The sequence below is a fragment of the Romboutsia sp. genome, from assembly GCF_051659545.1.
Taxonomy (GTDB): domain Bacteria; phylum Bacillota; class Clostridia; order Peptostreptococcales; family Peptostreptococcaceae; genus JBOFOR01.
Map to the genome: position 1 here is coordinate 1 of NZ_JBOFOR010000297.1, position 9,176 is coordinate 9,176.

A 9,176-nucleotide genomic window follows, 5' to 3' on the forward strand; every position below is an offset into this window, starting at 1 on the left:
ACTTTAAATTATCCTATTTTTCATAAATTTAAGGAGATTGAATAATTTGCCTCTATTAATTATATAATTTTGGTCAAATTATATAATCTTTAAGATAATTTAATTATACAATTAATGGCTTCGCCAGTAATTAAAAAAGGAACTATTTCTAGTTCCATAAATCAATATTTTTATCAATAAATTCTATTGCCTTGGCGGCTGTAATTCCATCAACTTCACCCATGATTTTAGTAAGTCTCTCACTATTCCAAAATACATCTTTAAACTCAGATAAATAACATCCACCATCAAAGTTAGGTATACAAGCAAAATTTCCATATTCTGAAGCACCTATAATTATATGTATAAAAGATCTACTTGAAATATGTAGCTCTAGTTGTGTCTCACTTTTATCAAAGTACTCTATTTTTCCATTCCATGACTCAAGTTCACCATTTATTTTCCTTCTACATTCAAAAATCATAAAGTTCTCCTTATTTTAGAATTATACTAACTTCATTATGAGCATTAAAGATATCTTCTTTGGTTACTTGCCTTACTGATTTTGATGCTGCAGATATTAAGCACATTTTAGCAATTGAATTAATCTCCCTAGGATGACCATTTGTCATAGAATGAAGTAATTCAAAACAATCCTCATCGAAGATAGGTTCACTACATCCAGCTACGCGTAAGCGGCTTATTACATAATCTCTTACTTCTTCACAAGTTAATCCTTCTAAATTATAACTAACAGCTATGCGCTGGCGAAGAGCCTCATGATTACTTCTATTAATTTGATGTATAAAATTTATTTGACCTGTCAATATTACTATTGCAAGATCTTTAGAGTCCATCATAAAATTAAATATTATCCTTAGATCGTCAAGTACTGAGTTTTTTATAAACTGTACTTCATCTATTATTATAACTGGAGTAATATTTTTATTGGTGTAATAGTTGTAGATGGACTCTTGTATCTGCTTAAACATAGCAACTTTTTTACAAGCAGGCTCCACACCAAGTCCATCACAAAGGGCTCTATAAAAATCCATAACCGTAAGTGTTGTTAGTGGAATATACACACACTTATATAAATTAGGATTTAGGTTTTCTTTGAAGTACCTAAGCAATGATGATTTTCCTGCTCCAGGTTCTCCAGTGATTAAACCAAATCCTTTATTTTGTTTAAGGAAATCTAGTCTACTTAATGCTTGATTAAATTGATTAGATTTATAGAAATTATTTTTTTCAACTTCTTTACTAAATGGATCTATTGTAAGTCCAAAATATAATTTATACATAAATATTTATCCTTTCTAAATTGAATATGGGCTAAAATCTACTGTAGATTTATTTTTACCACGTTTTATTTTTGAGTTATCTATTTTATTTACTTTTAATATTTTATCAAGTTTTTCTCCATTTTCTGAGAATATAAAAGCTTCATCTTCATTGGTAGGATCATATCTTATGTTAATTTTATTTCCTACATATTGAACAGGAACTTCATAAAGTTTATTATCTATAGATACAGTTGCATCATTTTTAACCTTTCTATTTACTCTATATAAAAATGAATTACTTAACTCTTGTGATGATAGTAATCTTAATTCATTAGGATTAGATAAAAATTTATCTATAGGCTTCGCCTTTATAGAACTATGAAGTGTAGAATTATATTGTGATTCTACATAATGATTAAGAGATACATTTAGTTCATCAATAGATGCAAAAGAACTTGTATCTAATAAATGTTGCCACTGTTTTTGTAGTGTTTGGAACCATCTCTCTATTTTCCCTTTTGATTGAGGTGAGTACGGTTCTGCAAAACATCTAGTTGTTCCTAGTGATGCACAGATAAGTTCCATTTGTATAGCTCTAAATACCTTTCCATTATCAAAGAATACTTTTTTAGGAACACCTCGCTTTGCTATAGCATCTTTAAATACTGATAATACAGCCGTTAGGCTATCTATTTCAAAGGCTTTGCAACTAACAACTAGTCTTGATGAATCATCTAAAAAAGCAATTATATAGGTTTTATGTTTCTTACCGTTGATAGTCAAATAAGGTCCAACAGAAATATCTGATTGCCAACAGTCATTTGGATTTTCAAATTCAAATGCTCTTCTATCCTTTATTGTTTCTGCTTTAATATCAGTTTGATTTTTTAAATATCGTTGAACTGTTGATAGTGAAATATCTGATGGTTTAACAATATTTCTTATAATAATTTCTTGATGAATAGACTTTGCTGTTCTTCTTGGGTTTTCCCTTTTTAGATTTAAAATTACTTCTTTAATTTCAGTTTTCAATTTTCTAGATTCTCCTTTGTCACTTCTATTTTTAGGATATAAGCCATCAATTCCTTTTAATTTGTACAATCTTAACCATTCCTTTATAGTTGCAGGAGCATATTCTTTCTTTAGTCCTAGAGGAACATCATATTGCTTAGCACAAATATCTTGAAGATAATCTACAACAGTTTTATGTGGAAAATTATTATTTAGTATTGGTACAATTAATGAATATCTGAATAGTGCTATTTGTCTTCTTGCTTCTTCATCCATTTTTAATATTTCCTTTCAATAGTTTCTATTAAAAGGATTAACAATACCATTTATTTGAAAACTTACAATGTTGTGTGGGGTAAGGAAATTTATCTTTTTTACCTTATGGAAAGATGAGGAAATGACTTTATTTATAACTGATAAAATTGTATTTTTACATGAAAAATTAGCCTACATTATTTTTTTATAGGCGTATCCATGAAAGATCTGTTTAATTTTAAAAAGTAATTTACATTGAAATATTTAGGTTTAAGATTTAATATTTGAGTTACAATATCACTATCCCTAACGGGTATTTCAAGAAATATTTCACAGTAAACTCTTAAATAATAAGTAATATTATCAATATTGGATTTAAATCTATTTATATAAAAAGTTATATGTCCAAGTGAAAAGCAAGGATTTATTATGTTTAAATCTTCGATTATTCTTGTATAATATTTTTTTTTAACAATTAACATTTCTAATAACATTACTACAGTTTCTAGAGTATGTTGAAAGTATGGAATTAAATCAGAGGGGATTAGTGCATGCGTTTTTCTACAAACTGGACATATTACTCTTTGTATTTTAACTCTAGCAGTAATTTCTTTACAGATAACTGTACGATAATAGCTAGCATGTCTATGTAAATTTCCAGCATAGTTACAATTGGCGCAGCCATTTATTACTTGATAGAAATCTTCTTCTGAATTTTTTATTATTCTTTGTATAAAGTTAGGAAAATTGGTTAATAACATAAATACGATTAGATTATAAGTTTTAGATTTAAGGAGGAGGGCTCTGCGAAAAGTCTTCTCCTTTTTTCGTTATAATCTTTTTCACCTCTTGATGGAATATTATCCAAAAACTATTAATTATAATCTTTTACATCAGATTATATAATCTGATTATTAAAAAAGCAACTTAAGATATCTTCTATTAAATGAAAGATATTTTAAATTGCTTTTTTAGGTATATTTTCATATGAAATAAATTGACGTATAACATTATATTAAGACTTTTTATGCTTAGTAAAATATAAAAAATGTGCAAATTTGATAAATATAAGCAATATTAGTAAACTTAAAAGCATAAAATTCATGTTAAATTTAGGAAAATAGTCTAAATTCATAAAAAAGTTACAAAAGAGTTACAAAAAATGATATAATATAAATAATAAAGTTGTAATAATAACAAAAAAAGAAATATTGGAGTGGTATAAATGATTAAATTTACTAATGTGGATAAGATCTATTCTGATGGTAATAAATCATTAGATAATATAAATTTAGGAATAAAACAAGGTGAATTTGTGTTTTTAGTAGGACACTCAGGAGCAGGAAAGTCGACATTGTTGAAATTGTTAACGAGAGAAGAAAAGATTTCATCAGGAAGAATTTCTGTTAGAGGAGAAGACATTACTAAAATAAAAAACTCAAAAATACATAACCATAGAAGGTATTTAGGTATAATATTTCAAGATTTTAAGTTGTTAAAAGAAAAGACAGTTTATGAAAATGTTGAGATAGCAATGAGAGCAGTAGGAGCAAATCCTAAAAACATAAAGCCTAGAGTAATGGAAGTATTAGACAAAGTAAAGATTGCAGATAAACATAATAAATATCCATCGGAACTTTCAGGTGGAGAATGTCAAAGAGTTGGTATCGCTAGAGCTATAGCTAACAAACCGTCTATAATCATAGCAGATGAATGTACTGGAAACTTAGATATAGATAACTCTGTAGCAATATTGAAAATATTAGAAAAAATAAATGAAGAAGGCGTTACAGTCATAATGGCAACTCATGATATTGAAATATTAAAGTTATTTCCTAAAAGAACAATAGAAATTGAATCAGGAAAAATATTAAAGGATACAAAGAGGGAGTCATATGAAGTTATTGTCTAGTTTTTTATATAGTTTAAAGCAAGGAATTAAAGGTGTTTTTAGTAATAAAGCTATGAGCTTTATATCTATAATATCAGTTACAGCAACGCTGATAATACTTGGAGTAGTCCTTTCAGTAGTTTTAAACATAAATCAGCTTATAAAAGTAGCAGAAGATGAAATAAATGAAGTAAGAGTTGCTGTAGATGGAAAATTAGATGAAGATTCCTTAAAAACACTTGAAAGTAATCTACTTAAAGTAGAAGGTGTAGAAAAAGTAGAATATAAATCAAAAGAATCTTCTTTTAATGACATGAAAAGTAGCTGGGGAGAAGACTCATATCTTTTAGAGGGCGTAAAAAACCCGCTTGATGATTTTTACGTAGTAACAATAGATAATCCAGATAATATAAAAACAATATCAAATAAAATAGTAAAATTAGAAGGTGCAGGCAAGATAGAATACCATCAAGATATAATGCAAAACTTTTTAGATATATCAAATAAAGTTAAAAAGTTTGGTGGATTAATAATAAGTTTCTTACTATTAATTTGTTTAGTGCTAATATCAAATACTATAAAAAGTAGAGTTCTTAGCAAAAAAGAAGAAATTCAAATAATAAAATATGTTGGAGCAAGCAACATATTTGTAATAGCGCCTTTTATTGTAGAAGGTTTTGTAATAGGAATTTTAGGTGCAGGTTTAGCTGTAGGAACATGTGTATTTATTTATAGCCGTGTTATACAAAGTGGTGTGACAAGTATAAATTCTATAATTGGAAATTCAATACTTCCCTTAAGTAACGTTTCATCTACATTATCATTAGTTTTAGTTGCAACTGGTATAGTGGTAGGTGTGTTAGGAAGTATATTATCAGTAAAAAAACATTTAAAAGTATAAAAATATTTAGGGGGGGAAGTTGAGTGAAAAAAATACTATCAATACTAACAGTTTGTTCAATGTTATTTACAACAAACTTCGTATATGCAGATAATAAAGAAGAAAAATTAGATAAACAGCTTACTGAAAACAGACAGGAACAGGAAGATATAGCTGGAAAGATTAAAGGTTTAGATACAAAAGTAGCAGAAATTGAAAAAAATATAGAAGATACTAATGCAAAAATAGGCAAAATAGATTCAGAAATTGAGTCAACTAAGTCTGAGATAAAAATATTAGAAGAAAAAATAGCTAAAAATGAAGAATTATTAGGACAAAGATTAAAAGTTATAAGCAGTAACTATTCTATAGGATATATGAAAGTTATACTAAGTAGTGATTCATTATCAGATTTCTTTAACAATATTTATATGGTTAAACAAGTTGTTGAACAAGATAAAGTTTTATTAAAGGAATTAGATGAAAATAAACTTTTAGTAAAAGAAAAAGAAAAAGAACTAGAAACTAAAAAGAAAAACCAAGAAGATTTAAAACTTTCATTACAAAATGACAATGAAGCTGTAAAAGCAGATAAAGCAGAATTAGAAAGTTTAAAATCTAAATTAGAAAAAGAAGAAGAAAGCTTAGAAGGTGAAGTAGAAAAGCTAGCGGCTCAAAGTAAAGTAGATGTTGAAAATGGAGCAGTTATATCTAGCGGATCATGGCCTGTACCAGGGCATAGTCGTGTAAGTTCACCTTATGGATATAGATTACATCCAGTTTTAAATGTACAAAAAATGCATACAGGTATAGATATACCAGCACCAGAGGGAACACCAGCAGTAGCAATAGATAGTGGTACAGTAATATTCTCAGGAGTTCAAGGTTCTTATGGAAATACAGTTATGATTCAACATGATGATGGAAAAGTAACTCTTTATGCTCATAATAGTGCATTATTAGTATCTGTAGGTCAAAGAGTTGAAAAAGGACAAGTTGTAACTAGAATAGGATCAACAGGAAGATCAACAGGACCACATTTACACTTTGAAGTAAGAATAAATGGTAAGCATACAAATCCGATGGGTTATATAAATTAATCAAGATGATATAAAATAAATACCTATTATATGATAATATATAATAGGTATTTATTTTTTACGCTTAAGAAAATTATATTACCTAAAAAGCTGCATTGCCTCTAAAAATATAGATAATTAGTTTATTTTAAGGAGAAAAATTATGAAAGAATATATAGTTGTAGATTTAGAAACAACGGGACTAGACCCGAATAAAGGTTGTGAAATAATAGAGATAGGCATAACGGAAATAGTAGATTATAAAATTATTAGAAATTACTCGAGATTAATAAAGCCAAAATCTCATATACCATATCATATAACACAGATAACTAATATAGATGATGGAATGGTAAAAAATGAAGAGGGTATAGGGGAAGTATTACCTAGATTTAGAAAATATATAGGTGATAAAACTATAATAGCTCATAATGCTAAGTTTGATTTGAAATTTTTGAATTTCTATTTGAAAGAAATGAACCTACCTCCAATAGAAAATTATATTTGTACATTAGAAATGTTAAAAAAAATGAAAAGTTATAAAGGAAAAAATAAAAAATTAGAAACTGCTTGTGCCTATTATGATATAGAAAATAAAAATGCACATAGAGCAGATAGTGATACTTTAGCTACAGCACAGTTATTTTTAGTAATAAAAGATGAAGATTAAATAAGCGTAAATTTATACGCTTATTTTTTGTACGTTCAGCATGTCTACTGAGCCGATAGGTTGAAAGAAACCTTATCGCCTAACCAACAGGAAGATAACCCGTAAGCAAGGGCGTCACTGGTAACGGTGAGTCTGAAGGAAGCCGAAGGGGGAATATGGAACATAACGTAAGTAAACCAAAGTTGGCTATTAAAGTGGGTAACCTTGCAAAATATGGGAAAGCCCTAAAGTTGGATAACTTTAATAGTTAAGATGGATGCGTTCATATTCAGGCAGGTAGACTTATCTGAAGAAGTCCTGTACTCTTCTGCAATTGCAGATAGATTTGAACAAGTAGAAATATAAGGAATAATTGAAAGGTGCAGGATGGCAGATGATTCCGTAGTAGTTATTAACTCTTAGCCTATGAAGTCTGGTAACAGTATGGAGGGTAAAACTAAGAAGATATTACACCTAGTTGTAATAAGGTATACATTACCAAAAGTGTGTATGCTTGCGAAGGGATGAAGGTAAATTAAAGTTGATTTGAGTAGAAATATGATTTCTAAACTTAAATGAAGATAATTTTAGTTGAAATACTAAAAGGAACGTTAGCCCAGGAAGTGACGAACTATCTAGGGCTATCGCCCGCATAAGTATAGTATTTATGTGAGAGTTAAGAATATTGCCAAAGGCTAGAGAATCTAACTAGCATAAAGAAAATAATACGGTTTAGTTAAGAGTAATCTAATTAACATCAAGCGAAGTAGGAGGTCATGATGAAGAAATGGTATAGTTTGATAGATAAAGTATATGATAAGAAAAATTTATATAAATCTTTTAAGCAAGTTAAGTCCAATAAGGGTGCTCCAGGCGAAGATGGAGAAACTATTGAGATGTTTAACGAGAAATTAGATTTTAATATAGTAAAACTTCATCATGAACTAAAGACAAATACATATATAGCATCACCTGTAAAACGGGTGTATATAGACAAGGATGATGGAACTAAAAGACCACTAGGCATACCTACAGTAAGAGATAGAGTTGTACAACAGGCATTAAGGAATGTAATAGAGCCAATTTTTGAGCCAAGTTTTCATCCATCTAGCTTTGGATATAGACCGAAAAGGTCATGTCATAATGCGATAGCAAAGGCAGAAATGTTTATGAATAAATATGGATTAGAATATGTTGTTGATATGGATTTATCCAAATGTTTTGATACATTAAATCATGAAATTATTTTAAAATCAGTAAATGAAAAGATTAGTGATGGTAAAATACTTAAACTGATTGAACAATTCTTAAAGTGTGGTATCAAGGAAAAGTTTGAGATACAGGATACAGAAATTGGTAGCCCACAAGGTGGAGTAATATCACCTTTGCTAATGAACATCTACATGACTAAATTTGATAACTACATGAAGGATAATAAAATTAGAATAGTAAGATATGCGGATGATATATTAATTTTTGCTAGGACGAAGTCAGATGCAGGAAAATATAAAGCTATCGCTGTTAAAATTTTAGAAGATGAATTAAAACTAAAAGTTAATGAGAAAAAGACACACATTGCTAATGCATATGATGGTGTATCATATTTAGGATTTATAATTAAGAAAAACTATATGATAATACATCCTAAAAGAGTAGAAAAATTTAAAGATAAAATTAGAAAACTAACACCAAGAAATAGTGGATTAAACATTGATGCAGTTGTTAGTAAAATAAATCCAGTAATTAGAGGTTGGACAAATTATTTCAGAATTGCAAATTGTAAATTTGAATTTGGAAAACTTTTCAAGTGGATTAAGCGAAGGCTCAGAATGAAGAAGATGAAAGAATGGAAATCCCCGAAGGGATTACATAAACAGCTCAGACGACTGGGATATAAAGGGCAATTCAAAAAAATATCTATGAGTAGATGGAGAAACTCATCATCTACATTAATACATATGGCACTTCCAAATACGTGGTTTGACGAAATCAAACTATTTGACATGTCTAAAGTAAAAGTTAATACTTTGTATTGCTACAGATGTAGCAACTAAAATTTATCAGGAGCCGTATGCGAGGCCCGCACGTACGGTTCTGTGAGAGGTCTGAACTCGGGATTAATTACCCCGAGTTTTTCCTACTCGAT

Annotated in this window: 9 protein-coding genes; 5 read left to right on the forward strand and 4 right to left on the reverse strand. The window is 28.7% G+C overall.

The features are described from left to right. Window positions 1-148 precede the first annotated feature (148 nt). The 4 genes from ACRC03_RS17660 to ACRC03_RS17675 all read right to left on the reverse strand — a co-directional run bounded on the left by ACRC03_RS17660 (window position 149) and on the right by ACRC03_RS17675 (window position 3,292). Complete coding sequence (locus ACRC03_RS17660; RefSeq protein ID WP_438653918.1) at window positions 149-463, reverse strand: hypothetical protein; 315 nt, start codon at window positions 461-463, stop codon at window positions 149-151. A gap of 10 nt (window positions 464-473) precedes the next feature. Then, a complete protein-coding gene (locus ACRC03_RS17665) occupies window positions 474-1,283 on the reverse strand; it encodes an ExeA family protein (RefSeq protein WP_438653919.1) in 810 nt (269 codons plus the stop codon). Between the two features lie 15 nt (window positions 1,284-1,298). Further along, window positions 1,299-2,552, reverse strand: coding sequence for a DDE-type integrase/transposase/recombinase (locus tag ACRC03_RS17670; protein ID WP_438653920.1), 1,254 nt, complete (start codon window positions 2,550-2,552; stop codon window positions 1,299-1,301). Window positions 2,553-2,728: 176 nt separating this feature from the next. Continuing rightward, window positions 2,729-3,292, reverse strand: coding sequence for a DUF6431 domain-containing protein (locus ACRC03_RS17675; RefSeq protein WP_438653921.1), 564 nt, complete (start codon window positions 3,290-3,292; stop codon window positions 2,729-2,731). A 464-nt stretch (window positions 3,293-3,756) separates the two neighbouring features. Between ACRC03_RS17675 and ACRC03_RS17680 the strand changes: the two genes are divergently transcribed. The 5 genes from ACRC03_RS17680 to ltrA all read left to right on the forward strand — a co-directional run bounded on the left by ACRC03_RS17680 (window position 3,757) and on the right by ltrA (window position 9,084). Continuing rightward, window positions 3,757-4,443: a cell division ATP-binding protein FtsE gene (locus ACRC03_RS17680; RefSeq protein ID WP_438653922.1), complete on the forward strand. Its 687-nt coding sequence runs from the start codon at window positions 3,757-3,759 to the stop codon at window positions 4,441-4,443. Next, window positions 4,427-5,323, forward strand: a complete 897-nt coding sequence (ftsX, locus tag ACRC03_RS17685) for a permease-like cell division protein FtsX (RefSeq protein WP_438653923.1) — start codon at window positions 4,427-4,429, stop codon at window positions 5,321-5,323. The genes ACRC03_RS17680 and ftsX overlap by 17 nt, the downstream gene beginning before the upstream one ends. Window positions 5,324-5,346: 23 nt before the next feature. Beyond that, window positions 5,347-6,402 carry a murein hydrolase activator EnvC family protein gene (locus ACRC03_RS17690; RefSeq protein ID WP_438653924.1) on the forward strand — a complete coding sequence of 352 codons (1,056 nt, stop codon included), beginning with the start codon at window positions 5,347-5,349 and terminating at the stop codon, window positions 6,400-6,402. A 142-nt stretch (window positions 6,403-6,544) separates the two neighbouring features. Then, the gene (locus ACRC03_RS17695; RefSeq protein WP_438653925.1) at window positions 6,545-7,051 is read left to right on the forward strand and encodes a 3'-5' exonuclease; all 507 of its coding nucleotides are present in this window, start codon (window positions 6,545-6,547) and stop codon (window positions 7,049-7,051) included. 758 nt (window positions 7,052-7,809) lie between these two features. Continuing rightward, window positions 7,810-9,084, forward strand: a complete 1,275-nt coding sequence (gene ltrA / locus ACRC03_RS17700) for a group II intron reverse transcriptase/maturase (RefSeq protein WP_438653926.1) — start codon at window positions 7,810-7,812, stop codon at window positions 9,082-9,084. Window positions 9,085-9,176: the final 92 nt, after the last annotated feature.